Raw genomic sequence first — 24,035 nt, 5'->3', positions numbered from 1 at the left:
GACCGCACTAAGAGAGCCTCAATATGTGTTTGTTGTAGGCGATATCCTAACAACAGCATGACAAAGCGAAGTAAACGCCTTTGCTGATTGGCTTTAAATTCGATTAAAAAACAGTCGAAGGGATCAGCGTACCTCTTGACAAACGGGAGGCTCATATGTGTTAGCACTATTCTTGGTTAACCTGAACAACAGAAACATATGCTACTCGGCCTCCTCGCCACCATTGCCCCTTTGTACCAACTTTAATTCTCTCATGATGATATTGTCTTCTATCATCATTAACAACCCACATGTTTGCATACCCTTTCTTGGGAATATTACCTGGAGTCGCGTCTCGAAAAACTTTACCATCTTTGTCCAATATTTCTGGCCAAATCATGTGTACACCTTCTACTTGAGGATCATCTCCTTCATATAGAAAATCTACTCTCATACCCTGGGTAGGTTTAGCTTCTTTCAATGTATCTGCTAAATCAATTTCATACTCAACTATGAAATCAGGCTGCCTACCTATGGCTTCTTCATATGGAACATGTTCATTCATAATTTTGTGCTAACGCCACATTAAGCGGACAAAAATAGTTGGTTGTACTGTTGAGGCACGAAACATAACCAACTGTTTTTATTCCGTTTAAATGCCTTGTATGGTGTATTAAACCACTGTTTGTAGAGACTTAATAATTTCAGGTAAATAGCTTTGATCAATTTCAAATTCAAAGTTTAAACAACTTCCATGGCTCGCTCTTTCAAAAGCATGACCCTCAACAGATATATGACCTAAACCGTCTCCAATTAGACAAACCGAAAATTGATCTTCTATAGGTCGTAATTCAGCCTTACCTTTCAATCGCTGGTTTAATACAATTAACTCAACTAAAAAACGATTAAAATCTGAGTGTTCAATATAAGCATTAATCTGACCAACAAAACTGTTCAATTTTATTTTAACATCTGCTTGACAAAAACCATCAGCTTTCAGGTTTCTAAGGGGTTTTATTTGAATACCTAAACCTTCAACGCTACCAATTACAATCATTGTTACACCTAACAGCTTATTAGATCCCAAAGTGGGGTGATAAAACGCCCCAAAACGGCGGATAAAACATATCCACAATATTCACATCAATTTTATCTATAGTAAACGAGAGATTATTAACCTTGTTATGATCTCGCGGTTATTTTCCGACAAAACGGCGAGTAATAATGTTATGCGACAGGCGTAAATGGTTGCTTTTATGCCCAGTCAAATTTAGAGCAAATAATGTCATCAACCAACACAGATATTAGCTTGTTGTTTGTTAATGTATTCGTTTAAGAAAGCACCACTAAACGCTCAAAAAATATTCATGGGTTTGCCCTGATTATTAAGCAGGGCCCTCATGGACATGAATTAATAATAATTCAGCGAGTAAATGAATATGACGGAGGTTATAAATAACCTCAATTCTGTTTATGTTTCACACAGCTAAATAAAGTATGTTTTACGGCAAAATTTCGTTTTCAAGGATGAAAACGCAAAGCGTATAGGGACATATTCACCGCGTTTTTGCTGGAAAGCATACTATTTCGCTTATCCAAGATTCGGGTTAAATAGCGCCAGACGGCAGCCAAAGTACATATTATATGGGTGTGAAATCCGCCTAGTTGTGCGTTAACAAAATACAGACTGAAACACGGTATTAAAACGCCTTCGATAACCCCTTAAGCTTAACGGTATACGATTCGCCATCCTCTCGCCCGGCGATTTGCACAAAATAACTTAGGCTTGGTTTCGTTCCAGCAAGCCAAATGTCGATCGGTGTGCTGTCGGTTATGTCTAATCGGTAGTGTTGGGCTTCGATTGTAGTTTGGTTGATGCTGTGGGCTTCAGTACCGATGAATTGAATGTTGGCACTGAATAACGTCATGTTTTCTGTATCAAATATATTCATTTTTTTAGGCAAACTATAGGCATGTTGCTGCCAATAATAGGGTAAAGCCGCAAAGCTGGAGTCAAAGTCACTCTTACTTAAGCGACTATTTTTAGCGACATTGTTTTGCTCTGCTAATAAGACTTCGCCTAGCATAATGACGTGGCCAGCATTAGGTACTAACGTTGTTACGGCTTGCTTTACTATTTCAACGGCTTCCGCTTCTTCTTTTTGTTGTTCGGTGGTGACCTCGGAGTGAATGGCGAGGTATTCGTTGTTAGATAGTTCAATTTTTGTCCATACCGTTTCGTCGTTATGTCTGAGATGGTTATCTGATTTAATCAAGGTGCCATCAAGTTGATAGTTTTCTGATAGGGTGCTTCGTATATTGTCATCTGCCCAAAGGCCTGAAGTTGTTATTTCTGACTGTTGTTTTAATCGATAGCCGTTTTGTTCTGCCTGAAATGTCGACTTCATACTGCCGACCAACTTCTCTCCTAGTGTTATTTCATAGTTCCATTGCTGGGTTGGCTGTGTTAGCTGAGTTTGGGTCATCACGTTGTGACTATAAACCGTTAGCGTAAAGATAGTAACCAAGCTGAGTTTGCGACTTTTGTAGTGGTTGGCGTTGCCCATTTTTGTGCAGCCCTTTTGATGTAGTATGGTTTTGGTTGCGCGTTGCTGTATTTTAGATCTTGGCAAAACCGGAGTGGTTAAACGTGTCCCAAATTGCTCAACGTGGCCGTGCTCACTGGATTGTAATGGCGCTCTCGGCAATACTGATGCTATATCTATGGTGATAGGCAGGCATCTTTGGCTGATTAATTAATGCATTTTTATAAGCTAAAACTCGACTTAGTCATTGCCCTTACTCTTTTCAGGGTTGGGCTCAGTGGGGGCTATGTTAGACTGGGCAAAAATTTCTTAGGAGCAACATCATGATGGATCAATTTGGCCATATTTCAGTGCCTGAAACCGCAGAAAAAATTAAACAAGGTGAGGTGGTCATTGCTGACATTCGCGATCCTGAATCGTTTAAAAGCGGCCACATTGAAGGCGCGTTTCACTTAACTAATGAGCGCTTAGGTGCTTTTGTTGAGCAGGTTGATTTTGAAACCCCAGTTATAGTGGTTTGTTATCATGGCAATTCAAGCCAAGGTGCGGCGCAATTTTTACTGAATCAAGGCTATGATGAAGTGTATAGCATGGATGGTGGTATGGACATTTGGCGTCGTAGCTTTGATGTTGTAGCCGAGTAATTGCATTAGGCATGTAAAATAGCACTGGTTACGAATGTCTTTTTAACTTGAGTTAGAACAAAGGTGGCTCAATGTTCTGTACATTGGCTGGTGTATAAAAATCATGATTGAGGAGTCTCTTTGATAGAGCTGATTGTATTAGACAACGCGCGTTTGGCTCAAGCCTACGTTGATTACATGCAAACTCAAGGGGTTGCTTGCCAATTGCGTAAAGATGAAACCTCGGTGGCGATTGATGTTGCTGAGGATGACTATGAAGCTGCGCTGGCAGAGCTCCGCTTGTTTGTACAAAACCCTACCGCGGATAAATATTTAAAAGCCAGTTGGGAAGTAGGGCAAGCCGATAACCAAGATTTGGGTTACCAAGGCGGCGGGTTATTAATTTTGCGTGATTTTTTGTTTCACGCAGGCCCGTTTACTTTGCTTATTTTTGCTCTGTGTACTTTAGTATATGTCCTGACGATGACGGGATTTTTTCGTCCAGTCTATGAGTCGTTACAATTTTTCCGCCATACCAGCGATTTTCATTCCATGGAAATTTGGCGTTTCTTCAGCCCTAGCTTGCTGCACTTTAGCGTGCTACATATCGTATTTAACTTACTGTGGTGGTGGCATTTAGGTGGCTTGATAGAGAAAAATAAGGGCTCTGCTAAACTCTTGTTGTTATTTTTAGTGGCTTCTATCATTCCAAATAGTGTGCAATTTTTTCTAGACGGTCCCAATTTTGGCGGCTTATCGGGAGTGGTGTATGCACTGGCTGGTTACGTATGGCTAACGGGAGTACGCGATCCAAAAGGTGGCTTAGGTTTGCCGCAACCTTTGATGATTTTTATGATCGCATGGTTGGTGCTTGGCTTTTTCGATGTGCTAGGCCCACCCGTTGCTAATATGGTGCACTTTTTTGGTTTAGCGATTGGCTTGGCACAAGCGGCTTGGGATACACGAAACCGTAACATCTCAGCGGTACCGTAGATCCTTCCATAGTATTACTTATAAAAAGAGAAAGTTAGCTGCTTTCTCTTTTTTTATGTAAAAAATTAATCTAATCGACTTTTGATTTATTCCATGGTGGTACTATGTTTGGTCTACCCCCTTTAATTGGAGTATCTTCATGGCCCGTATCATCACCTTTGGTGAGATTTTAATTGATTGGATCCCTCTTGAATTCCGCCCCTTCGGTGGTTTGGATATTCCCGTCAAAGGTCAGTTTCCTGGTGGCGCACCGGCTAATGTTGCGGTGGCTGTGGCGCGTTTAGGCCAGATGGCTCAGTTTGTTGGCGCAGTTGGCCAAGATGACGCAGGTGAATTTCTCCGTCAGTCACTGCAAAAAATGGATGTGAATACCGACCATTTATTGACTGATCCTGAGCATGCGACGCCAATGGCCTTTGTTTCGTTAGATGAAAAGGGCGAACGTTCTTTTTCTTTTGCGCGCGAAAACACCGCTGATTTGAATTTTGATCCTGATTACTTTGCGCAAGGCGTGTTTTCCGGCGAGGGTATTTTCCATATTTGCTCTAATACTTTGACCCATGAAGGTCTATTCCAAACAACTTTGATGGGGTTGCAACAGGCGCAACAAGCTAATTTTCTGACCAGCTTTGATGTCAATTTGCGCTTGCCACTATGGCGCGATCCTTCACGGATTAAGGCGAGAGTGCTTGATTGTATTTCTTATTGCGACATTGTGAAGTTAAGCCAAGATGAGCTGGAATATTTAGCGGCTGAGGAGCCAACGCAAGCATTTATTGAAGACTTGCTTACTTTGGGGCCAAGCTTGGTTTTAGTCACCGATGCTGACAAACCAGTTTCTTTATACATGGCAAACAAAACCTTAACTCAAGTAACACCGAAAGTGACAGTTATGGACACCACGGGTGCCGGTGATGCGTTTATGGGGGCTTGGTTATATGCCATGTTGGCACAAAATGTGTGTAATCCCGCCGCATTAGAACAAGCGCTTAATCATGATGATGTCTGGCAATTTGCGCTGAAAACCGCGGTGACAGGAGGTGGCTTTGCGGTGACACACCAAGGAGCATGGAGCGCCTTACCTACTTTAAGTGATATTCAAGGGCTCTAATGAATCCATTTTTGGGGAATGATGAACATGACTATTCAGTTTCGCGATCCAAGTTTTATTCAGCAACACATTCAGCAGCTTACCGATTTTTATCAGCAGCATGCCATTGACCCGCAAGGGGGTTTTTATCAAACCTTATTGCCTAGTGGCGAGCATCAACAAGGGCCAGTAAAGCAGCTGGTCAGTTCAACCCGTTTAACCTGGGTATTTGCTACTTGTGGCAGTCAATTCAAGCAAGAAGGCTGGTTAGCTAGTGCGAAACATGGCTTAGATTATGTGAAAAACCAGCACTTTGATGCTGAGCGTGGCGCGTATAACTGGGTAATGGACGACGCGACTCCCATTGAGCAAGAGAACTATTGTTACGGCTTAGCGTTTGTGTTGCTAATGTATGCTGGCGCGCTCAAAGCGGGATTAGATGGAGCAAAGCAAGGGCTGAATGATACCTTTGAATTACTTGAGCAGCGCTTTTGGCAACCTGATAGCGGTTTGTATGCCGATCAAGCGAGTGCTGATTGGCAAAATTACAGCGATTACCGTGGTCAAAATGCCAATATGCACGCTTGTGAGGCGATGATTGCCGCCTTTGAGGCGTCTGGTGAGCAAAAGTATTTAGACCGCGCCTTATTAATTGCCGAGAATATTTGTATTCGTCAAACCCAAAGCACAGATGGCTTAATTTGGGAGCATTACAGTCAAAACTGGCAGGTGGATTGGCAGTATAACAAGGATGACCCAAAGAACTTGTACCGCCCTTGGGGATTCCAGCCGGGACACTTAACCGAGTGGGCTAAGTTATTGCTACTGATTTATCGCCACCAAGCTCAGCCTTGGCTGATGATCCGGGCTGAAGCGTTATTTAATGCGGCGTGGACCAAAGCATGGGATAAAGATCGCGGCGGTTTATATTATGGCTTTGATCCGCAAGGGAATATTTGCGACGACGATAAATATTTTTGGGTACAAGCGGAATCAATGGTGGCGGCCGCTCTGTTGGCTAAAACCACGGGTAAGGAAGTGTATTGGCAATGTTATGATCAGTTATGGCAGTACTGTTGGACCCACTTCTGCAATCAGCAGCATCAGCCTTGGTGGCGTTTACTGAGTGCCGATAATCAAGTGCTAGACCCAACTATCGCCCGGCCCGGTGCCAAAATTGACTACCATACCATTGGCGCTTGCTTAGAAATTTTGCATGTTTTAACTAGCGAGTAGGAGCAGAAGCCATGCTGCGATAAAGTCTCACGCTATCGGTATGGTGAGGCTTTATCTTGTTATTTTGGGCCGGTGATTATTGGTAAAGGTATTTGGTAAAGATAATATTACTGACTCCTTTAATCCCCGCTTCTTGTACTAATAGCTTGTTTACCTCTTGTAGGCAGGCATCTCGAATTTCATTTCGACCGGTTAACGATTTAATTTTTTGCTCATCTTGACGACCAAAAATTTCGATCATGGCATCGCGCAGTAAGGGGTCATGGTGTTCGATAGCGGCTAAATCACTGGCGTGTTCGAGTTGGAATTCTACCGCCACACGTACATAGCCGATACGCTTGCCGGGTTTGATATAGTTAGTGATAATGTCAGGCTCAAAGGCGTAGTAGGCAATGCCATCACTCTTCTTGGCTTCTTCTTCAGCTAAGCTGGGGGCGCTCAAAAAAAGTAATACCAATAAGGAGATGAGTCCTTTTTTCATTATTAGATCCCAGTAGATATTTATAAAACAAATAGATGGCAGCAGTTTAGGGTAAAGTATTGCCGCTGTTAAGTATTAGCATAGAAGAATTTAGTTTCACGGGTTACAATTTGTTGTCATTACTGACAGATATTTTGATTTTGCCCTTATTTTATCAAGCGCGACAAGGATGCCTTTTGCCTGCACTATCTCATTTCCAGCATTTTCAACAGGCTTTTCCTTTAGGAGTGGATGCGAGCTGGCAGGTTGTTGAGCATCACCCTGAATTAGGCGGTAGCTTGCATTCTTGGTTAACTGACACCGGTTCGTTAACTGAGCGGCTAGTGGCCAGTTGTCAGCAATTTAGTGTGCGCTTGATCGGTCAAGACTTTTTACCTGTGAGTGAGGTAGAGCGACAAGCGTTAGCGGATTCAAAATACTTCAACCCTAGCGCTAACATTCAGTATTTAGTGCGAGAAGTGTTACTTTGTTGTGACCAACAGCCTTGGGTGTTTGCTCGCACTGTGATCCCCGCGTCTACCTTAACGGGTGAAGAGCGGCAATTGGCCGAGCTAGGCGAACAACCATTGGGCGCTACCTTGTTTAATGCAGCGAGCATGACACGGCAAAATTTAGTGGTGGCAGCATTTTCTAGTAGCACTCAGGTGTCACGCGTTGCTCAGCAAGGTTTTGATGAGGCAGGCGTTACTACTCTTTGGGGGCGGCGTTCTTTATTTCATTTATCAAATAAACCTTTGCTGGTTCATGAAATTTTTTTACCTGCAGCGCAGGCTTATCAACAAAATGACTAAATCATGAGTATTTCCTTTCTTAGTGCTGAAAAACTTCAGTCTTATGCCCGGCTGACGCGCCTTGATCGTCCGATTGGCAGTTTATTATTATTATGGCCAACGGGTTGGGCGCTGTGGTCTGCTGCCCAGGGGATCCCTGATGGCTGGGTTCTAGCTGTATTTACACTTGGTGTATTTTTAATGCGCTCTGCAGGTTGTGTGATCAACGATTTCGCCGACCGTAAAGTGGACGGTCATGTGAGCCGAACTCAACATCGACCGATGCCGTCGGGCTTAGTCACCAGTAAAGAAGCCCTTACTTTGTTTGGTTTACTTGCTTTAACTGCCTTTGCGCTGGTACTTACGCTAAATACGAAAACGATATTGTTGTCGTTTGCGGCATTAACTTTGGCCTTTTGTTATCCGTTTATGAAGCGTTTCACTCACCTGCCACAATTGGTGTTGGGGTTAGCATTTAGCTGGGCGATTCCGATGGCTTATGCCGCGCAAACTAACGCTTTACCGGCTGAGCTTTGGTTGTTGTTTTTAGCCAATGTGACTTGGACCATTGCCTACGACACTATGTATGCCATGGTGGATCGGGAGGATGATTTAAAAATTGGCATTAAATCGACAGCGATTTTATTTGGTCGTTTCGACAAATTGATAACAGGATTGCTGCAAGTATCCACCTTGTTATTGCTGCTGGTTTTTGCACTTGTTACCCAAGCTGGAGCGAGTTTTTATTGGGGCTTGTTGGTAGCAGCGGCTTTGTTTGCCTATCAGCAACGTTTGATAAGTGGTCGCCAAGGGCCAGATTGCTTTCGCGCATTTTTAAACAACAATTACGTTGGCCTAGCTATTTTTGTCGGCATTGTGGTGGATTGGTTGCTGCGCTAATGTTGTCGTGGGTATTGGTTTAGTGCTGCAGATACGAAATTGAATCTCTTCATTAAATTTATGCTCTGGATAAGCATGGGGATAGGAATATATTCACGGTATTTTGGTCGTTGAATATATCCCTCGGCTGAGCCAGATTTCTATCAAACTAGTGGCATGGATCAGTTTGATCTTGATTGGCAATCGTGTCCTCTATCGTGCTCAACACTTCATCTGATAATAGGTTGCGAGTGAGCTGGTGTAGCTGATGCAAGGCTGGTTTATTTACCTGATCTTGGTGATCAATATATTGCTGCGATTGCAGCTGCTCGATAAATATTTGTAACACCTTCACATCGAAAAACTCGGGGGCACGAATGCCGTGCAGCTGAGCTAAGCGCTCTGCTATTTGCGTGCTTTGCTGGGCTAAGGTTTTCAATTCGACGGGTTGATCGCGTTGCAACAGTGTTAGCACGATATGATAGCGTTGAATGGTCTCATCGATAATGTTAGCGAGTAAACGGATCTGCGTTTTGTGCTGATTGACACTGAAGTAGCGTTCGGTATTTGCATTCATTTCACATTCCAACCAGCCTTGTTGCACTAAGTGCGCTAAATATTTCTGGCCTTGCTGCCACATTTCGTCTGCATCCCATGGTAGGAATAGCTCTGCTTTGATCAAAGGGTAGAGTTGTTTTAGGTCGCTTTCTAGCTGCTCTAATGTGGTGCCTTCATCATGTTGCACTAAGCTGGCAATCAGTGCCGGCAGGGCAAATAAATGAATAATATTATTTCGATAGAAGGTGAGCAGCATACTTTGATCGGGCTCAATACTAATGATTTCACCTAAACAATCCTGATAAACGCGGAACTTATCCATGCTGAGTGCTGCTTGTAATACCGACTCAGCATTCCCTTGTGGCAGGCTGACAAGCGGGCTGAATTCAACGTTGTTCAACAAAGATAAGTAGCTGGTTAGTTGCGTCAATAGCTGCTCGCGGCTTAGGGTATGTCTTTTACTGGCTAATAAAACTAAGCTACATAATGGCAATGCATTGACCGCGGCGGCGCGGTTAATTCCGGTCATGACTTCACGTCCGAGCTGATTAATGGTGGCAGGAAACTGCGCTGACTCCGTTAGGTTGCCCTCATCACGCCAGTCTTGATGGGCGCGATCTAAAAACTGGTTAAGTAAAATCGGCTCGCCAAAGTTAACAAAGCCTTGGCCAAAATTACGCAACTTGTTGGTAATTGATAGCACCTGCCAGAACGATTCTTTTTGTTTTTTCTGCCCTTGCAGCTCTTTCATGTAAGTACTTACTTCCATGACATGGTCGTAACCTAAACAAACTGGGATCAAGGCAATCGGGCGATTAGGTGTGTTTTGCATCGCTTCGATCGTCATGCCCAGCATGCCCGTTTTGGCGGGTAACAATCGCCCAGTGCGGCTACGACCACCTTCGGTAAAGAACTCTAGTGAGTATCCCTTGCTGAATAGGTAACTTAAGTAAGCCTTAAATACGCTGGCATACAAAGGATTGCCTTTAAAAGTACGGCGGATAAAAAATGCGCCGCCACGGCGAAATATAGGCCCTGCAGGGAAAAAGTTTAAGTTCACGCCGGCAGCAATATGAGGCGGCGTCATGCCTTGCTGGTAAATAATTGACGACAGCAGTAGATAATCCATATGGCTACGATGGCAAGGTAAAAAGACAATCTCATAGCCTTTGTGCGCCAAGTTGCGCACGGTTTCGGCGTTGTTGACCATAATGCCTTGGTAAATTCTGTTCCATACCCAAGTGAGTACTTTGTCACCGAGCCGGACGAGTGGGTAGGAAAAATCTGATGCTATTTCATCAAGGTAGCGGGTGGCTTTCTTTTCGGCTTCAGCAAGAGAGATATTTTGCTCTTGGCTCGCTTTGACGATGGCTTGATGGATCACATCGGAGGCGAGTAAATCTTGGCGCATTTTGTTTCGTTGTGGCAATTTAGGCCCTTTGGCTGCCAGCTTCTGCCTTGTAAAATGGGTGTAAGCTATTTTTTCTAGCTTAGTGGCCAAGTTGGGATCATCGCCATAGTCGCGGTATAGACGCTGCAGTGAAAGAGGCTTGCTAAAACGGATTAAGCTATCACGACCACGAAACAAAATAGTGAAGGTCTTATTTATCCAATTTGGTGAGCTAGCACGTAAAATAGAAAACCAAGGTTTGTGGCCTTCATAGCCAGGTGCGCGGCCCCAAAACAGAGTGACGGGCACTAGTTGTACGTCAATATCATCGTTGTTTTGATGTAGGTCGAGCAAGATTTTGAATTGGTCTTCATAAGCTTTGCGCGGCGTTTTAGAGAACAAGCGCTTGGGTTTATTTAAGCAAACATAACGGTTAATGTTTTGTTGGTTGATGGCTAACGGTGTTAGAGGGTCGGGCAAATTGAGCTTTTGGCAAGCTCGCTGCAGTGTCAGCAAGTCACTGGAAGAGAGGGTTTTCAATGCGTAAACAATGGGTTTATCTACATCTATTTGCAAGTCAGTTTGCGGGCAGCTAGGCACGGTTTTACTGGCAACCAGGTGCTTTAGAAAAAAGCGTTGTAAAAAATTCATCGAATGCCCTTAGCCTTAATTGCTGATTAATAGATAAATTGTTAGCACCTGTCGCTTGCTTGTCATATCTTATGGCCAAGCTACGCGAGTTAGATGGCGCTAAAATACACTAAAAGTAGCGGCAATTTATGAAAAAAAGGACATAAAAATGGAAAAAAATACCGGGTTAAAGCGAATTTTTATGGCAGGTATTTATTCTCTTCAGGGTTTTCAGCATGCTTTTAAACATGAGGCGGCATTTCGCCAAGAGTTGTTGTTAGCAGTGATATTTATTCCCCTTGCTTGTTGGTTGGATGTTGAACAAGTAGAGCGTATTTTAATGATTGCTTGTTTGCTGCTGGTGATCATTGTGGAATTGTTAAACTCAGCGGTTGAAGCTGTGGTTGACCGCGTTGGTTTAGAAAAGCACGAGCTAGCGGGACGTGCTAAAGACTTAGGCTCCGCAGCGGTGTTTGTGGCGTTAACGCTTACAGTATATGTATGGGCTGATATTTTACTGTTTTAATTATTGTATGTTGTTGATTTAATAATGGCTTTTCATTAATTCATTTTTAAAGCTCCAGGTCTGACCTATTGCCAGCCTGCTTTGACTACACTTGACGAGTACTTTATTGCTTCGGAGTCTCGTCATGCCACCTTCGCTTACCATTGTTATCCCCACTCATAATCGGCCCCAATTGTTACCTCAGGCTGTCGAAAGTGCTATTGGTAGCTACGCATCGCCAAGTGAAATTCTAGTTATTGATGATGCTTCAGAGCCCGCAGTAAATGAGGTGGCATTACAACAGCGCTTTGGCTCTCAGGTGAAAGTTCATCGCAATGAAACCAGTATTGGTATTTATCGCGTGCGTCAAAAAGGCTGTGAATTGGCATCAGGGCAGTACATTTACCAATTAGATGATGATGATCGTTTAGCTGCTGGTTCACTCGATATAGCAATGGCGGCCCTAAGAGCGCATAAACTGGATTTGTTGTATCTGAACGTAACAGGTTTTGGTGAGCGTGGTGACTACTTCAATCGTAATCAAGGGGTGGCACTTGAACGTTTTATGGCGCTAGCACAGCCAATGGAGCTGGCTCCTGAACTAGATTATTTAACAAATGCTTGCTCTGCATTGTTACAATTAGCCCCTTCCGCATTACAGCATCCGTTAGCTAAAAAACAACTGTGGTTAGAGGTCAACCATGTTCGAAACTTAGCGCACCAAGCAGCTTATGATGGTCGCGATACGATTGACTGTGCGCGCGAAGCTCGTTTGTTAGATGAGCTTAATGATTGTGAATTTGCTTTGTACGCTAGCTGTTTAGTAAAACTTGGGTTCCATCGGGCTCGGTCTTATCTCGCGCGGTGTGAAGGCCAGCGGTATTTTTCGAGTGGGCAGTCTAATCATCAACAACTTGAAGCCAATTTAATGCTTAAGAAGCGTTTTTATGGGATTTGTTGCAAGTTGTCGAGTCTCAAGGAAGTCAGAAAACAAGCTAAGTCAGCATTAGCCCAAGTCTATTTTAATGCAGCTTGGGATGCTCTAAAGCAGCATGGAGACAAAAGTGCAGCATTTAACTATTTACTGTTAAGTGCTCAATTGGTACCACAGCTAAAGGTGTTTAAATTTGCCTTAACTATTTTTTGGTCGCCTAAACGCCGTAACAAAGCCAGGTTTTATGGTTAGTCGCTAAAAGAGCTCAGCACCGAATTACAAGGTAGGCTTGCCCGCTTTGATTTAACTGTATATACTCACAGTTAACTGTATATAAAAACAGGCTGTAATCATGAAACCATTAACACCGCGCCAAGCAGAAATTCTGGAATTAATTAAAGATAACATTGCCGATACTGGGCTGCCGCCAACGCGAGCGGAAATAGCCAAACAGTTAGGCTTTAAAAGTGCTAACTCAGCTGAAGAGCATTTGAAGGCCTTGGCCAAAAAAGGCGTGATTGAAATGATGCCTGGAACCTCTCGTGGTATTCGTTTGGTAGAAGCAGAGCCTGCTGCCAATGAAGATGAAGGGCTACCCCTTATTGGCCGAGTTGCTGCAGGTGAGCCCATATTGGCGCAAGAGCATGTTGAGTGTAATTACAAAGTGGATCCGAACTTATTTCACCCCAGTGCTGATTTCTTGTTACGCGTTAGTGGTATGAGTATGAAAGACATTGGGATTATGGACGGTGATTTACTTGCAGTGCATAAAACCAAAGATGTGCACAACGGCCAAGTGATCGTGGCTCGGGTTGAAGATGAAGTAACAGTAAAACGTTTTCAGCGTGATGGACGACAAGTGCTGCTACACCCCGAAAATGAAGAGTTCAATACCATTAAGGTTGATTTAGCCAGTGAGCATTTCGATGTTGAAGGTATCGCAGTTGGCGTTATTCGCAACGCAGATTGGATGTAACCTGTTGTTACCTAGTTAACCAGAATTCAAGCCGCCTTATTCAAGGCGGTCATTTTTTACTTCTGCGCTTGTTTGCTTTCTTCTGATTAGCCCCCCTTTACAATAAATTTTTCTTGCCAACATTGGACGACTCTCATTTTACTGCTACGCGCTTAATTCTTGCCACAAAAAAATTAACATAAATTTTACAAATGGTTAAAAGCTGCTTTACTTGTCTTAGGTGAACGTAGCGGGGAGCTTAGCTTTACCTACTTGGGGAAGAGGCCAACTTTGTTGGCCTCGACCGTTGGCGGTGACAGAGGAGAGGTCATGTGAGCCAGCTAGATCGTTCAATGTTTAAAATTCTATTGTTCATCCGCTCAGTTTGTAAATGTTGTTGCTTGGTTTTAATAGTGAGCTTTTCAAACTCATTGTTAGCCAAATCAATGCCGTTTAACTTAACTGAAGGCGTGACCGATATCAGTCAGCAAGTTTACGACTTGCACATGACTATTTTTATTATCTGCTGTGTGATTGGCCTAGTGGTTTTTGCTGCAATGTTTTGGGCTATCTTTAATCACCGTAAAGATAAAGGCGCGCAAGCGGCGCAATTTCATGAGAATACCAAAGTCGAAATTATTTGGACCGCCATCCCTTTTGCGATCTTGATTGGTATGGCGATCCCTGCCACGAAAACCTTAATTGCGATGGAAGACCCCAGTGATGCGGATTTAACCATTCAAGTGACGGGCTCACAGTGGAAGTGGCACTATAAATATTTTGGCCACGATGTTGAATACTATAGTTTACTGGCCAGCCGCCAAGATCAAATTCATAACCAAAAACAAAAGCGCGAAAACTACCTACTTGAAGTGGACTATCCATTGGTTTTGCCTGTTGGCCAAAAGGTGCGCTTTTTGGTGACTTCAGAAGATGTGATTCATTCTTGGTGGGTGCCTGCCTTTGCCGTGAAAAAAGACGCTAATCCCGGCTTTATTAATGAAGCGTGGACTCGGATTAATGAGCCCGGCATTTATCGCGGTCAATGTGCTGAGTTGTGCGGAAAAGATCATGGGTTTATGCCTATTGTGGTGATCGCGAAACCCGTTGAAGAGTTTGAAGCTTGGTTAGCTGAGCAAGAGCAAAAAGCTGTAGCAGCCAAAGCCGAAGAGCAAGCCATGTTGGCCATGAGTATGGACATGGATGAAATGATGCGACTAGGTGAGCAAGTTTATAACAAGCATTGCGCCGCATGCCATCAAGCGAGTGGTGAAGGTTTGGCTGGCGTATTTCCCGCCCTTAAAGGTAGTCAAATTGCTACCCAAGACATGTTAGGCCACATCAACATTGTTGTGCATGGTAAGCCAGGCACCGCGATGCAAGCGTTTGGTAAACAATTAACGTTAAAAGAATTAGCTGCCGTGATTGGCTACGAGCGAAATGCTTGGGGAAACAATACCGGCGACGTGATCCAACCCGCGCAAGTAAAAGCGGTGATGCAGCAGAAGGACCTATAACATGAGTACAGGATCCGCTTCTAACCCGCTCGTTTCAGATGCCGACGAGCATATTCATGAAGGGCACGACCATAAGCCTAAGGGTTTTTTAGCACGTTGGGTTTACACCACAAACCATAAAGACATTGGCAGCTTGTATCTGCTGTTTAGCTTTGCCATGTTTTTGACTGGCGGTGCGATGGCGATGGTGATCCGTGCTGAGCTATTTCAACCTGGATTGCAATTGCTTGAGCCAAATTTCTTTAATCAAATGACCACAGTGCACGGTTTAATTATGGTGTTTGGTGCGGTAATGCCAGCTTTCGTTGGTTTAGCCAACTGGATGATCCCGGTAATGATAGGCGCGCCAGACATGGCATTGCCACGAATGAATAACTGGAGTTTTTGGATTTTACCTTTTGCCTTTAGCTTAATGCTAATGACCTTATTTATGGAAGGCGGCGGCCCCAATTTTGGTTGGACTTTTTATGCCCCATTATCGACCAAATACAGCCCTGATAGCACCGCGTTATTCGTGTTTGCGGTTCATTTGATGGGGATTAGCTCAATTATGGGGGCCATTAATGTCATTGTTACCATAGTCAACTTACGTGCGCCGGGCATGACTATGATGAAGTTACCGCTATTTGTTTGGACGTGGTTGATCACTGCTTTCTTATTGATTGCAGTCATGCCTGTGTTGGCTGGAGTGGTGACCATGGTGCTGACAGATAAATATTTTGGTACCAGCTTTTTTGATGCCGCCGGCGGCGGCGATCCGGTGATGTTTCAGCATATTTTTTGGTTTTTTGGTCACCCTGAAGTGTACATTATGATTTTGCCGTCATTTGGCATCATCTCAGCCATTGTCCCTACTTTTTCACGTAAGCCTTTGTTTGGTTACGCTTCTATGGTGTATGCCACCGCGTCTATCGCGGGATTAAGCTTTTTAGTTTGGGCCCATCACATGTTTACCACTGGGATGCCGGTCGCTGCTGAATTGTTCTTTATGTATTGCACTATGCTGATTTCCATTCCGACTGGGGTGAAGGTATTTAACTGGGTTGCAACGATGTGGCGCGGCTCTCTCACCTTTGAAGTGCCAATGCTGTTTGCCATTGCTTTTATTGTGCTATTTACCATCGGTGGTTTTTCTGGGTTGATGTTGGCGATCACGCCAGTGGATTTTCAATATCACGATACCTATTTTGTGGTGGCACATTTTCATTATGTTTTAGTGTCGGGCGCGATTTTTTCCATTATGGCTGCGAGTTATTACTGGCTACCGAAATGGACGGGTTATATGTATGACGAAGGGTTAGCTAAGTGGCATTTTTGGTGCTCGTTAATTTCAGTCAATGTGCTGTTTTTCCCGATGCACTTTTTAGGCTTAGCGGGTATGCCAAGACGGATCCCCGATTATGCACTGCAGTTTGCTAATGTGAATGCGGTGGTTAGTCTCGGTGGCTTTGCCTTTGGTTTATCGCAACTGATTTTCTTAGTGGTGGTGATTAAGTGTATGCGTGGCAAAGGTGAGCGCGCCGCCGCCAAACCTTGGGAAGGCGCTGAAGGTTTAGAGTGGGAAATGCCTTCTCCTGCGCCTTATCATACTCATACCACACCACCTGAGATTAAATAACATGGCCAGCTCACGGCGTTTAGTTGGTGGATTATGCCTTGTCGTTTTTGGCATGTTTGGCTTTGGCTTTGCGTTGGTGCCTTTGTATCAGGTGTTTTGTGATTTAACTGGGCTGAACGGTAAAACCAGTAATATTGTGAATGCGCAAGCTCAAAGTAGCCAAGGTATTGATATTGAACGTATTGTCACAGTCGAGTTTGTCACTTACATCAGCAAGGGCATGCAATGGCAGCTCACGCCTAAGGTTGAGCAATTAAAAGTTCATCCCGGTCAGATGTACGAAATGGAATTTATCGCCACGAATCTCAGCGCGAAGGACCAAGTTGGACAAGCGGTGCCATCGGTATCACCTGGGCAAGGCGCTAATTATTTAAATAAGACCGAGTGTTTTTGCTTTAATCAGCAACCCCTTGCTGCGGGCGAGACTGCCACTTTGCCGCTGCGGTTTTTTGTCGATACCGAGTTGCCGCAAGATATCAGCACTCTTACCTTGTCTTATACCTTATACGAACTGCCTCAGCCGCAGCAAAAAGGCTAAAGGAGCACGGTTATGTCTAGCACTTCTTCTGAGCAACATTCCACTGAAAAAACCGAGGCTTATTATGTGCCAAGCCAAAGTATTTGGCCGATTGTTGGAGCGGTCGGGTTATTTTTGATGGCGTTCGGGGCCGCGCGCTGGATTGGCGGTGGTGGCGACCAATATAGTTGGGTGCTGTTTCTCGGCAGTGTGGTCATTATTTTCATGCTGTTTGGTTGGTTTGGTAATGTCATTACTGAGTCGATGTCGGGTATGTACAGTGCACAAATGGACCGCTCATTTCGTCAAGGCATGAGTTGGTTTATCTTTTCAGAAATCATGTTCTTTTTGGCTTTTTTTGGGGCCTTATTTTATGCTCGTACGATTGCTGTACCGTGGTTGGGCGGAGCAGGGAATAATGCCATGACACATGAAGTGCTTTGGCCGCAGTTTCAAGCTCACTGGCCGCTGGTTACTACCCCCGGCGGCATTACAACGACGGCGATGCCTTGGCAAGGGTTGCCATTAGCCAATACAATTATTCTATTAATTTCTTCAGTTACTTTGCATTTTGCTCATATCAATTTAGAGCGAGGCCTGCGCACGCAAGTGAAATTAGGGCTTGGCCTCACGGTGTTGTTAGGCTGCATTTTCTTGTTTTTACAAGCAGAAGAATACATTCATGCGTACCAAGAAATGGGCCTTACTTTAAGCTCAGGTTTATACGGTAATACCTTCTTTTTGCTCACTGGATTTCATGGCCTACACGTTACCTTAGGTACCATTATTTTGTTTGTGCTGTTTTGTCGTGTACTCAAGGGGCACTTTACCCCGGCGCAGCATTTTGGCTTTCAGGCGGGCAGTTGGTATTGGCATTTTGTCGATGTGGTTTGGCTGTGTTTATTTGTCTTTGTTTATATTCTTTAAATTAAACTTGGGTTAGTGCCAAGGGGCTGGGTTTGGTGTGATCAGCCCTAATGCGATGGCTATGAATATAATCAATAACACCAAGGCTGAGCCGAACAAACGACGACCTAGATAGCGAGTTAGCAGACTTTTATCGGGCTGCTTTAACAAAGTAGGTAAGGCTAATGCGAGATTAATCAGTACCGCAAGTACCACGCCAATAATCACAATTTTTATCACCATAGGGAGCCTTATGCGCTGGAGAAGGATCTCTTTCTTAGTTTTAAACTTGGCTCTGATTGGCTTAATGATCAAGGCGGGGTTTTGGCAATTGGATCGCGCCACGCAAAAACAGGCTATTTTAGATCGCGGAGCACAAACGCAAGCCTTGGCTGATACTGATGCGCTATGGCAGCAAAGTGCCGAAGAACTGAGCTTAAAAACGGTTCAGCTGATTGGCGAGTTAGATGTTTCGAAAATATGGCTGCTGGATAACAAAGTGCACCAAGGCGAGGTGGGCTACGAAGTGTTACTGGCGCTAACGCCCAGTGATAGTGAAAAGCGTGATAAGCGCATTTTGGTTAATTTGGGTTGGGTCTCTGGTTTGGGCGATCGCCAGCGCTGGCCTGATTTATCTCGATTAGAAGCTTGGCAGGGCACGGTGGCGGTTGCTGGGTTGCTACATCAACCAAATTTGGGTTTTCAGTTAGGTGATGAGCCATTAAGCGATACTTGGCCGCAGCGGTTACAAGGGCTAGATATGGATAAGTTAGCTGTGTTTTATCAGCAGCAAGGCTGGTCTTTGTCACCGGCGGTGTTACGGGTCGGCCCTGATCAAAATATTGGTTTTGTTAAAGAATGGCCCTTAATCACCATGACGCCAGCGAAACATATAGGTTATGCCTGGCAATGGTTTTTAATGGCCTTAGTGTCTACTGGATTGTTTTTCTGGTTTTATCAGCGAGGTGGTTTATATGCGAAAAAATAAAACCTTACTGCTGTTGTTATTAGTGTTTGTATTGCCTTTTGGCGTGGCGAAACTAGTACTTAATCAGCACTGGTATCAGGCGGGAAAGCTTAATAAAGGCGAGTTTTTACCTGAGCAAGTGATGTTGTTAGTGAGTGATAATCGCCAATGGTTACTGCTACACCCGAAAACCGATCAAGAGGCAAACTTATTACCTAAGTTAATCAGCTCATTAGGGCGTGAACAGCATCGTGTGCGTAGTGTTTCTATGGCGCAGCTTAGTGAATCAGAGCAAGCTAAATTGAGTACCGACTATTGGTATATTTGTGACCCTACCGGGCTGGTGTTATTGCGTTATGTGATCCCATCGCAGCAGAGTGAGCAATTACAGGTGGCTAAGGCATTGCAAACGGACTTACGCAAGTTATTGAAAATGTCTCGAGTGGGTTAAACGTTAGGCGAGAAGCATGGATGAGGGTGATTGATGGCCATTTTTAAGCTGAAATATCTTTCTATTATCGCGCTAGTGCTGGCTTTTTTGGTGGTTGGTATGGGCGCTTATACGCGTTTAACGGAAGCGGGTTTAGGTTGTCCTGATTGGCCCGGCTGCTATGGCCACCATAGTGTGCCTAATTCACCTGACGAAATAGCAAAGGCCGCTGCGGCTTTTCCTGACGTTCCCCTTGAGCCCCATAAAGCATGGAATGAGATGATCCATCGTTATTTAGCGGGAAGTTTAGGATTACTCATCTTTGCTTTTGCATTACATGCCCTTTTTAGTCGGGTGGATCGCTTATTGTGTGTGAGCTTGTTATTGGGCGTTATTTTTCAAGCTGCGCTAGGGATGTGGACTGTCACCATGAATTTGATGCCTTTAATAGTGATGGGGCATTTGCTCGGTGGTTTCTTTATTCTGGCGTTGTTGTTTCTCTTCACCATTAAACAGTGGCCGATGCCAAGGACGAAAATTCAATGGCGGCAGGGCTTGTCTCGCTTAGCTTGGTTAGGATTGGCCGTTCTTCTGTGTCAAATCGCTTTAGGTGGTTGGACTTCATCAAATTATGCGGCTGTGGTGTGCACGCAATTACCGCTATGTGAAGGCAACTGGTGGCAAAACTATAACCTAGCTGCTGCGCTTCACGTTCCAGAAGCTGACACTTATCAATATGGGGTATTAGATTATGGCGCGCGCACCACTATCCATGTTAGTCACCGCATTTGGGCGGCGGTGACCGCGCTGTGTTTAGTTGCGCTGGCCATTACTTGGCTATTACGTAGTCGAGACAGTTTAAGTCGAGGCTTGGCTTGGGGACTATTGGTGGCGGTGAGTGTTCAGTTTGCCTTAGGAATTAGTAATGTGGTGTTGCAATTACCTATTGCTATTGCGGTGGCACATAATTTAGTGGCGGCGTGTTTAGTGTTATTACTGGTGAGCTTGTTACTGCGCTTGTATCAAGCCAAGCAAGAGCAAGGAGGTCGACATGGCTAAATTATTAAGTGTTTCCGGTGCGTTAGACACATCTGTGAGCAGTACCTGGCGCAGCTATTATCAGCTAACGAAGCCAAAGGTTATTTATTTGTTGATGCTGACTGCGTTGGTGGGAATGTGTTTGGCTGTTGAAAGTTGGCTTCCTCCGCTGCAGGCGACTTTTTCACTACTGGGTATAGGTTTAGTTTGTGCGTCTGCTGCGGCGATTAATCAGATTTTAGATCGCAACATCGATGACAAAATGGCGCGCACTCAAGGTCGGCCTTTACCTAAGGGGCGCGTGTCGGTGCTTAATGCGAGTCTGTTCGCGGGTATATTAGCGCTAATGGGTTTTGTCATGCTGCTATTGGCCGCCAATTTATTAACAGCTATTTTAACCTTTGCTAGCATGTTAGGTTATGCGGTGGTCTATACCTTATTTTTAAAACGCGCCACACCGCAAAATATCGTGATAGGTGGTTTAGCGGGGGCAATGCCGCCTTTATTGGGCTGGACAGCCATGACCGGGCAGTTTGATGGCAACGCGCTGTTGTTGGTGATGATTATTTTTACTTGGACACCGCCCCATTTTTGGGCGTTAGCTATTCATCGTCGTGATGATTATGCCAAAGCTAATATTCCTATGTTGCCGGTAACTCATGGCGTTGAATTTACCAAAACCTGCGTGTTGCTTTATACCTTGTTACTTTGTGCCGTTGCGCTATTACCTTGTTTAACTGGGTTGTCGTCATGGCTTTATGGGGTGGTAGTGATGGGGCTTAATCTGCGCTTTATGCAGCATGCTTGGCGATTAAAATTTAAGCCACAGCCCAATAGTGCAATAAATACCTTTAAATTTTCGATTGTTCACCTCATGATCCTGTTTTTAGCTTTGTTGTTGGATCATTGGTTGTTATGAAATCTAAATCATCATGGATATTGATTGCGCTGCTAGCCTTGCTGGCTGGAAGCTGGGCAGGGGTACAAATTATTAATCGCGCACCTGCAGTGAAAGCGGTGTATTACCAGCCGGCTAAGGTGTTAGCGGACTTTACTTTAGTGCGGGACCAAAGTGAGTTTACCAAAAAAGATTTACTCGGGCGTTGGAGTCTAGTGTTTATTGGCTATACCTTTTGCCCTGATATTTGTCCAACGACTCTCGCCGACTTAAATCGTATTTACCCTCAGCTTAAGGCTAACCCGGCAAAGGCTGATGTGCAGGTGGTGTTTTTATCGGTTGACCCTAACCGTGATACGCCAAAAAATTTGACCGAATATACTCACTATTTTAATGATGAATTTGTTGGTGTAACAGCTGCTCATAAAGTGTTGTTTCCACTGACTCGTGCGCTAGGGATGGTTTATAGCATCGTCGAAGAGGGCACAGAAGGAGCGTATTTAGTTGATCACAGTGCATCGATTGCGTTACTTAATCCAGAAGGAGAGTTACAGGCGGTATTTCGGCCAGAGTTTGAGCCTGGTAGCATACCTGCTGTTGATATGGATCAGTTAGTGTCTGACTTTTATGTTATTTCTGACCGTTAGTTTAAGCAACCGTTCTTAATGTTAACGCTAGCAATAGTGATGCTTACTCAGAGGTTTTATCCTTCTCTGGCCTAGGCCATTTAGTTTGAACATATTTTGTTAGATCTATCAATATAGTCTAATATCGATTTAGGCGGTTAATTATACATCTTTGTTATTTTTAATTGATAGGTAGAGCAGCAACCCCTAGTTTGTTTCTTGGGTTTTGTTTTTCATCTAAGTCTAAGGTGAGCGAATGACTGAAAAGATCAGTTTGATGTTGGATACGCATTTTAATAGTTTTGTTGCGCGGCAAGTAGCGACAGGGCGTTATGCTTCTGAGAAAGATGTGATACTGGCAGGGCTAAAGGCATTAGAGCATGCTGAAGCAAAAGCCAATGCGCTGCGTTTTATGATGAATAATGGTTGTGAGAACGCCTTAATTGAATATTCATTTGAACAGTTGATTGCTGAATTTGACGATTTCGCTGCTTGATGGCGAGAAAGCGACACTCAGCAAGTTTTATTCTCTTCGATGCGTTTACCAGAGCCTGCCTTTACCTGCTTCATTCAAGTGAATGAAGCAGGTGCTGTATTTTAAGGCAACCTGAAATCTGCAATAGAATTGTATCAAAGCTATTCCAACTCACTTTACGTTATTAACGGTTTAGTTTAACCGGGGTGATCATCGACACGGGGTTGAACTAGCATAGGCCCAAATTTTAATGTGAATATAGCGAAGGCAAAACACCATAAGCCACCAGCCAACCAAAGCAATTCATTCATCCATAGTGGCCAAAGTAAAACAGCAAAGGTGCGCACCAATGCTGCACCAGCGATGGCAAGAAAGGCCCAGGTCATATTCGGTCCTTGATAGATATTGCGACCAGTATGGCCCATGGTAACCCGAGTGATCATAGCCAAAATAACCCCCGCAATACTGCCTATGGCGATTAAATGTAATGATACGTGCCAAAATCCCGGAAACAGATTAAGCCCCAGCACCAATAAACTAAGAGGAATAAAGGCATAGCCTAAATGTAATGACCACAGTAGGGGCTCGTGTAAGGTTTTAAGGCCTTGCCAGCGATATAGACGAATAAATTGAAAGGTGGCGGCAAACACGAATAAGGGCGGCGACCAGAGAGCATTTAAGCTTGGTATAAAGCTTAAAATAAAAAGCACAATGAATGGAATGTTCGCCGCGCTTTCTAGCCAAAAAAAGCTTCTGGGTTTGTCTATGCCTAGTTTTGTTGCGGTAAAGAAAGGAATCACTCGAGCACCCATGATTGATAATAATAAGGCAAACCACCAAATCATACTCTGCCACAGTGCTGAACTGGTAAATGGCAATTGAAGCCCCAATATTGGTTGGCCGTTAATGCTGATGTAACTTAATGCATTAACCACTAAAGCGAGTAGCAACAGCGGCACGAAAAATAGGTTTTTCCAGCGTTTCATTTTTATCACACGTTTAGCTACTGCAATGGCGCAACTTAAGATAAATAGAGACTCAATGATTAAGATGATAATCAATGGTGTCGGGGTCCAAAATAATAGCCGCGGTAACAGCCATAGACTAAACAAACCCGCTAAAGCCCAACTGTGCGTACCTCGGATCCCAGTCCAGTTTTGCACCGCCGTTAATACAAAGCCCATCACTATCGCCATGGCAAAACCAAATAATAGTTCATGAACGTGCCACCATAGGGCGGGGACTACGAGTAGATCGGGTTGACCATGACTACGCAGCCATAGCCACACAGGAATACATAAAATTGCGTATAAGCTGGCAAATAGAAAGAATGGCCGAAAGCCAAGTCGAAATATTGGTAGTACTCTGTCTTCTTTCGCTCTATCGACAATATTAAGCATCAGGGCTCCTTGAATTATGAGATATGTTCTTGATGATAATCTGTACTCCCACCGCGATGCTTGCTTTGCGTTAA

General features: G+C 44.1%; 26 protein-coding genes. 19 read left to right on the top strand and 7 right to left on the bottom strand.

Going from position 1 to position 24,035, the window contains the following annotated elements:
• Window positions 1-166: 166 nt before the first annotated feature.
• The 3 genes from K1M91_RS06895 to K1M91_RS06885 all read right to left on the bottom strand — a co-directional run bounded on the left by K1M91_RS06895 (window position 167) and on the right by K1M91_RS06885 (window position 2,546).
• Window positions 167-544, bottom strand: a complete 378-nt coding sequence (locus K1M91_RS06895) for a hypothetical protein (protein WP_232800911.1) — start codon at window positions 542-544, stop codon at window positions 167-169.
• Between the two features lie 108 nt (window positions 545-652).
• On the bottom strand, window positions 653-1,036 hold the full coding sequence (locus K1M91_RS06890) for a hypothetical protein (RefSeq protein WP_232800909.1): 384 nt from the start codon (window positions 1,034-1,036) through the stop codon (window positions 653-655).
• A 643-nt stretch (window positions 1,037-1,679) separates the two neighbouring features.
• Window positions 1,680-2,546 carry a DUF6134 family protein gene (locus K1M91_RS06885; protein ID WP_232800907.1) on the bottom strand — a complete coding sequence of 289 codons (867 nt, stop codon included), beginning with the start codon at window positions 2,544-2,546 and terminating at the stop codon, window positions 1,680-1,682.
• A 305-nt stretch (window positions 2,547-2,851) separates the two neighbouring features.
• On the opposite strand from K1M91_RS06885, the gene glpE reads away from it, so the two are divergent.
• The 4 genes from glpE to K1M91_RS06865 all read left to right on the top strand — a co-directional run bounded on the left by glpE (window position 2,852) and on the right by K1M91_RS06865 (window position 6,467).
• Window positions 2,852-3,169, top strand: coding sequence for a thiosulfate sulfurtransferase GlpE (gene glpE / locus K1M91_RS06880; protein ID WP_232800917.1), 318 nt, complete (start codon window positions 2,852-2,854; stop codon window positions 3,167-3,169).
• A gap of 120 nt (window positions 3,170-3,289) precedes the next feature.
• Window positions 3,290-4,141, top strand: a complete 852-nt coding sequence (gene glpG / locus K1M91_RS06875; RefSeq protein ID WP_232800906.1) for a rhomboid family intramembrane serine protease GlpG — start codon at window positions 3,290-3,292, stop codon at window positions 4,139-4,141.
• A gap of 139 nt (window positions 4,142-4,280) precedes the next feature.
• Window positions 4,281-5,252, top strand: coding sequence for a carbohydrate kinase (locus K1M91_RS06870; RefSeq protein WP_232800905.1), 972 nt, complete (start codon window positions 4,281-4,283; stop codon window positions 5,250-5,252).
• Window positions 5,253-5,279: 27 nt separating this feature from the next.
• Complete coding sequence (locus K1M91_RS06865; RefSeq protein WP_232800904.1) at window positions 5,280-6,467, top strand: AGE family epimerase/isomerase; 1,188 nt, start codon at window positions 5,280-5,282, stop codon at window positions 6,465-6,467.
• Between the two features lie 76 nt (window positions 6,468-6,543).
• Here K1M91_RS06865 and K1M91_RS06860 read toward each other — a convergent pair whose 3' ends face one another.
• Window positions 6,544-6,948: a flagellar basal body-associated protein FliL gene (locus K1M91_RS06860; protein WP_232800903.1), complete on the bottom strand. Its 405-nt coding sequence runs from the start codon at window positions 6,946-6,948 to the stop codon at window positions 6,544-6,546.
• A gap of 176 nt (window positions 6,949-7,124) precedes the next feature.
• On the opposite strand from K1M91_RS06860, the gene K1M91_RS06855 reads away from it, so the two are divergent.
• Both K1M91_RS06855 and ubiA read left to right on the top strand, forming a co-directional pair.
• Window positions 7,125-7,739 (top strand): chorismate lyase, encoded by a 615-nt coding sequence (locus tag K1M91_RS06855; protein WP_232800902.1) that lies wholly within the window; start codon window positions 7,125-7,127, stop codon window positions 7,737-7,739.
• 3 nt (window positions 7,740-7,742) lie between these two features.
• A complete protein-coding gene (ubiA, locus tag K1M91_RS06850; protein WP_232800900.1) occupies window positions 7,743-8,618 on the top strand; it encodes a 4-hydroxybenzoate octaprenyltransferase in 876 nt (291 codons plus the stop codon).
• A 148-nt stretch (window positions 8,619-8,766) separates the two neighbouring features.
• On the opposite strand, the gene plsB is transcribed toward ubiA, so the two are convergent.
• Complete coding sequence (gene plsB / locus K1M91_RS06845; protein WP_232800898.1) at window positions 8,767-11,196, bottom strand: glycerol-3-phosphate 1-O-acyltransferase PlsB; 2,430 nt, start codon at window positions 11,194-11,196, stop codon at window positions 8,767-8,769.
• A gap of 148 nt (window positions 11,197-11,344) precedes the next feature.
• Between plsB and K1M91_RS06840 the strand changes: the two genes are divergently transcribed.
• The 7 genes from K1M91_RS06840 (at window position 11,345) to K1M91_RS06810 (ending at window position 18,148) form a co-directional block, all read left to right on the top strand.
• Complete coding sequence (locus K1M91_RS06840) at window positions 11,345-11,701, top strand: diacylglycerol kinase (protein ID WP_232800896.1); 357 nt, start codon at window positions 11,345-11,347, stop codon at window positions 11,699-11,701.
• Between the two features lie 124 nt (window positions 11,702-11,825).
• A complete protein-coding gene (locus K1M91_RS06835) occupies window positions 11,826-12,866 on the top strand; it encodes a glycosyltransferase family A protein (RefSeq protein ID WP_232800894.1) in 1,041 nt (346 codons plus the stop codon).
• Between the two features lie 100 nt (window positions 12,867-12,966).
• Window positions 12,967-13,590 carry a transcriptional repressor LexA gene (lexA, locus tag K1M91_RS06830; protein WP_232800892.1) on the top strand — a complete coding sequence of 208 codons (624 nt, stop codon included), beginning with the start codon at window positions 12,967-12,969 and terminating at the stop codon, window positions 13,588-13,590.
• A 425-nt stretch (window positions 13,591-14,015) separates the two neighbouring features.
• On the top strand, window positions 14,016-15,086 hold the full coding sequence (gene coxB / locus K1M91_RS06825; RefSeq protein ID WP_232800915.1) for a cytochrome c oxidase subunit II: 1,071 nt from the start codon (window positions 14,016-14,018) through the stop codon (window positions 15,084-15,086).
• 1 nt (window position 15,087) lies between these two features.
• On the top strand, window positions 15,088-16,704 hold the full coding sequence (gene ctaD / locus K1M91_RS06820) for a cytochrome c oxidase subunit I (RefSeq protein WP_232800889.1): 1,617 nt from the start codon (window positions 15,088-15,090) through the stop codon (window positions 16,702-16,704).
• Between the two features lies 1 nt (window position 16,705).
• The gene (locus K1M91_RS06815; RefSeq protein ID WP_232800887.1) at window positions 16,706-17,242 is read left to right on the top strand and encodes a cytochrome c oxidase assembly protein; all 537 of its coding nucleotides are present in this window, start codon (window positions 16,706-16,708) and stop codon (window positions 17,240-17,242) included.
• 12 nt (window positions 17,243-17,254) lie between these two features.
• Window positions 17,255-18,148, top strand: coding sequence for a cytochrome c oxidase subunit 3 (locus K1M91_RS06810; protein WP_232800885.1), 894 nt, complete (start codon window positions 17,255-17,257; stop codon window positions 18,146-18,148).
• 12 nt (window positions 18,149-18,160) lie between these two features.
• Here K1M91_RS06810 and K1M91_RS06805 read toward each other — a convergent pair whose 3' ends face one another.
• Complete coding sequence (locus K1M91_RS06805) at window positions 18,161-18,370, bottom strand: DUF2909 family protein (protein WP_232800884.1); 210 nt, start codon at window positions 18,368-18,370, stop codon at window positions 18,161-18,163.
• Between the two features lie 10 nt (window positions 18,371-18,380).
• Between K1M91_RS06805 and K1M91_RS06800 the strand changes: the two genes are divergently transcribed.
• The 6 genes from K1M91_RS06800 (at window position 18,381) to K1M91_RS06775 (ending at window position 22,582) form a co-directional block, all read left to right on the top strand.
• Window positions 18,381-19,115, top strand: coding sequence for an SURF1 family protein (locus tag K1M91_RS06800; protein ID WP_232800882.1), 735 nt, complete (start codon window positions 18,381-18,383; stop codon window positions 19,113-19,115).
• Window positions 19,102-19,545: a hypothetical protein gene (locus K1M91_RS06795; protein ID WP_232800880.1), complete on the top strand. Its 444-nt coding sequence runs from the start codon at window positions 19,102-19,104 to the stop codon at window positions 19,543-19,545. Before K1M91_RS06800 ends, K1M91_RS06795 begins: the two co-directional genes overlap by 14 nt.
• Before the next feature lie 33 nt (window positions 19,546-19,578).
• Complete coding sequence (locus K1M91_RS06790; RefSeq protein WP_232800877.1) at window positions 19,579-20,583, top strand: COX15/CtaA family protein; 1,005 nt, start codon at window positions 19,579-19,581, stop codon at window positions 20,581-20,583.
• The gene (gene cyoE, locus K1M91_RS06785) at window positions 20,576-21,481 is read left to right on the top strand and encodes a heme o synthase (protein ID WP_232800875.1); all 906 of its coding nucleotides are present in this window, start codon (window positions 20,576-20,578) and stop codon (window positions 21,479-21,481) included. The genes K1M91_RS06790 and cyoE overlap by 8 nt, the downstream gene beginning before the upstream one ends.
• The gene (locus tag K1M91_RS06780; RefSeq protein ID WP_232800873.1) at window positions 21,478-22,107 is read left to right on the top strand and encodes an SCO family protein; all 630 of its coding nucleotides are present in this window, start codon (window positions 21,478-21,480) and stop codon (window positions 22,105-22,107) included. The genes cyoE and K1M91_RS06780 overlap by 4 nt, the downstream gene beginning before the upstream one ends.
• A gap of 235 nt (window positions 22,108-22,342) precedes the next feature.
• Window positions 22,343-22,582, top strand: coding sequence for a type II toxin-antitoxin system ParD family antitoxin (locus tag K1M91_RS06775; RefSeq protein WP_232800871.1), 240 nt, complete (start codon window positions 22,343-22,345; stop codon window positions 22,580-22,582).
• Window positions 22,583-22,758: 176 nt separating this feature from the next.
• Here K1M91_RS06775 and K1M91_RS06770 read toward each other — a convergent pair whose 3' ends face one another.
• On the bottom strand, window positions 22,759-23,961 hold the full coding sequence (locus K1M91_RS06770; protein ID WP_232800869.1) for an NnrS family protein: 1,203 nt from the start codon (window positions 23,959-23,961) through the stop codon (window positions 22,759-22,761).
• Between the last annotated feature and the right edge of the window lie 74 nt (window positions 23,962-24,035).

Origin of the sequence: Motilimonas sp. E26 (assembly GCF_021278025.1) — a bacterium.
In the GTDB taxonomy this organism is placed as follows: Bacteria; Pseudomonadota; Gammaproteobacteria; order Enterobacterales; family CBDFNC01; genus Motilimonas.
Note: the sequence above shows the minus strand (reverse complement) of the source record. Positions and strands in the feature narration are given on the sequence as shown.

Coding starts and splice junctions, on each gene's coding strand:
- K1M91_RS06780 (WP_232800873.1), top strand. CDS start 21,478: ATGAAATCTAAATCATCATGGATATTGATTGCGCTGCTAGCCTTGCTG.
- K1M91_RS06870 (WP_232800905.1), top strand. CDS start 4,281: ATGGCCCGTATCATCACCTTTGGTGAGATTTTAATTGATTGGATCCCT.
- K1M91_RS06815 (WP_232800887.1), top strand. CDS start 16,706: ATGGCCAGCTCACGGCGTTTAGTTGGTGGATTATGCCTTGTCGTTTTT.
- K1M91_RS06790 (WP_232800877.1), top strand. CDS start 19,579: ATGGCCATTTTTAAGCTGAAATATCTTTCTATTATCGCGCTAGTGCTG.
- ubiA (WP_232800900.1), top strand. CDS start 7,743: ATGAGTATTTCCTTTCTTAGTGCTGAAAAACTTCAGTCTTATGCCCGG.
- plsB (WP_232800898.1), bottom strand. CDS start 11,196: ATGAATTTTTTACAACGCTTTTTTCTAAAGCACCTGGTTGCCAGTAAA.
- K1M91_RS06840 (WP_232800896.1), top strand. CDS start 11,345: ATGGAAAAAAATACCGGGTTAAAGCGAATTTTTATGGCAGGTATTTAT.
- K1M91_RS06835 (WP_232800894.1), top strand. CDS start 11,826: ATGCCACCTTCGCTTACCATTGTTATCCCCACTCATAATCGGCCCCAA.
- K1M91_RS06770 (WP_232800869.1), bottom strand. CDS start 23,961: ATGCTTAATATTGTCGATAGAGCGAAAGAAGACAGAGTACTACCAATA.
- K1M91_RS06890 (WP_232800909.1), bottom strand. CDS start 1,036: ATGATTGTAATTGGTAGCGTTGAAGGTTTAGGTATTCAAATAAAACCC.
- lexA (WP_232800892.1), top strand. CDS start 12,967: ATGAAACCATTAACACCGCGCCAAGCAGAAATTCTGGAATTAATTAAA.
- K1M91_RS06865 (WP_232800904.1), top strand. CDS start 5,280: ATGACTATTCAGTTTCGCGATCCAAGTTTTATTCAGCAACACATTCAG.
- K1M91_RS06810 (WP_232800885.1), top strand. CDS start 17,255: ATGTCTAGCACTTCTTCTGAGCAACATTCCACTGAAAAAACCGAGGCT.
- glpE (WP_232800917.1), top strand. CDS start 2,852: ATGGATCAATTTGGCCATATTTCAGTGCCTGAAACCGCAGAAAAAATT.
- coxB (WP_232800915.1), top strand. CDS start 14,016: ATGCCGTTTAACTTAACTGAAGGCGTGACCGATATCAGTCAGCAAGTT.
- K1M91_RS06805 (WP_232800884.1), bottom strand. CDS start 18,370: ATGGTGATAAAAATTGTGATTATTGGCGTGGTACTTGCGGTACTGATT.
- K1M91_RS06885 (WP_232800907.1), bottom strand. CDS start 2,546: ATGGGCAACGCCAACCACTACAAAAGTCGCAAACTCAGCTTGGTTACT.
- K1M91_RS06895 (WP_232800911.1), bottom strand. CDS start 544: ATGAATGAACATGTTCCATATGAAGAAGCCATAGGTAGGCAGCCTGAT.
- ctaD (WP_232800889.1), top strand. CDS start 15,088: ATGAGTACAGGATCCGCTTCTAACCCGCTCGTTTCAGATGCCGACGAG.
- K1M91_RS06775 (WP_232800871.1), top strand. CDS start 22,343: ATGACTGAAAAGATCAGTTTGATGTTGGATACGCATTTTAATAGTTTT.
- K1M91_RS06860 (WP_232800903.1), bottom strand. CDS start 6,948: ATGAAAAAAGGACTCATCTCCTTATTGGTATTACTTTTTTTGAGCGCC.
- K1M91_RS06800 (WP_232800882.1), top strand. CDS start 18,381: ATGCGCTGGAGAAGGATCTCTTTCTTAGTTTTAAACTTGGCTCTGATT.
- cyoE (WP_232800875.1), top strand. CDS start 20,576: ATGGCTAAATTATTAAGTGTTTCCGGTGCGTTAGACACATCTGTGAGC.
- K1M91_RS06795 (WP_232800880.1), top strand. CDS start 19,102: ATGCGAAAAAATAAAACCTTACTGCTGTTGTTATTAGTGTTTGTATTG.